At 58.4% G+C, this 1183-nt stretch carries 1 pseudogene; it reads left to right on the plus strand.

Annotated elements, in window-relative coordinates:
- Nucleotides 1–1178 (plus strand): annotated as a pseudogene (locus EOA86_RS35445) (diguanylate cyclase); the annotation flags it as partial.
- Nucleotides 1179–1183 lie beyond the last annotated feature (5 nt).

Genomic DNA, 1183 nt, shown 5'->3' on the forward strand with positions numbered 1-1183 from the left:
GTGGAGATCAATTCTTCGGCAATGAGGGCGTCGCCAAAAGCAATCCGGTGACAGCCGACGTTCTGCTCCCGTCCGGTTCGTGGCGGATCGCAGCCATTCCCAAAAACGGCTGGCCTTCGACGCCCGACAACGCCTGGTTCTTGCGCGCAATCATGGCGGTGGCCGGGGCGTTGGTTGTGATCCCATTCCTGGTTACGGGTCGCCTGATTGGCGAGAGACAGCGCAACTATGCGGAACTGAGTCGATTGTCGAGACGGCTGGAACTCGCCCTGGAAGCGTCAGCTATTGGCGTTTGGGAACACGATCTCGCGACCAACGAACTTACGTGGGATGACCGCGTCAATGAAATATACGGCAAACCGACTGGGGAGCACCGCGGCTACCTGGACTGGGCGGGAGCAATCCACCCGGACGATTTGGCTGGCGCCCACGCCGATTTCGACAGCGCGATGGCCGTCGGCGGGCCATATTTGTCGGAGTACCGGATCATTCGGCCGGATGGCGAGATTCGCCATGTCCGATCCAAAGCGATAATTCACCGGGTCGCAAACGACACCCCAAAAATGATTGGCGCCGAATGGGATGTGACAGCCGATGTCCTGCTGAACAAGGACCTGGTTCGCGCAAAACAGCTTTCCGAGTCGAAAAATGCAGAACTCGAGTCGGCCAAGGCGCGCATAGAGCACATTGCGCTCCACGATTCGCTGACCGGTTTGCCCAACCGGCGTTACCTCGACCAAGTGCTGGAAGATTACGCAGCAAACGCCAGGCGCGCCGGCGGGTATGCGGCACTGCTTCACATAGATCTGGATCGGTTCAAGCACATCAACGATACGCTTGGCCACGCCGCAGGCGACGCAATGCTTGTTCACGCGTCAACTGTCCTCCGATCCAAGGTCGATGGTGAGGGATTCGTCGCTCGGATCGGAGGAGACGAATTCATCGTCCTGTGCGTGGTGCATGACGATATCAAGCAACTGGCGCTGCTCGCTGACCGCGTCATCAGCCAGATGCGCGAACCCGTCTACTATCAGGGCCATCGATGCCGTTTTGGCGTGAGCGTGGGAATTGCAGTCGACAACGGAAAAGATGTCGAAGCCAAACACCTGCTGGTCAATGCTGACATCGCGCTTTACCGAGCAAAGGGGCGTGGGCGCAATCGATACGAATTCTTCACCTAGGC

The organism is Mesorhizobium sp. M5C.F.Ca.IN.020.32.2.1 (genome assembly GCF_004023105.1).
GTDB lineage: Bacteria > Pseudomonadota > Alphaproteobacteria > Rhizobiales > Rhizobiaceae > Mesorhizobium > Mesorhizobium wenxiniae.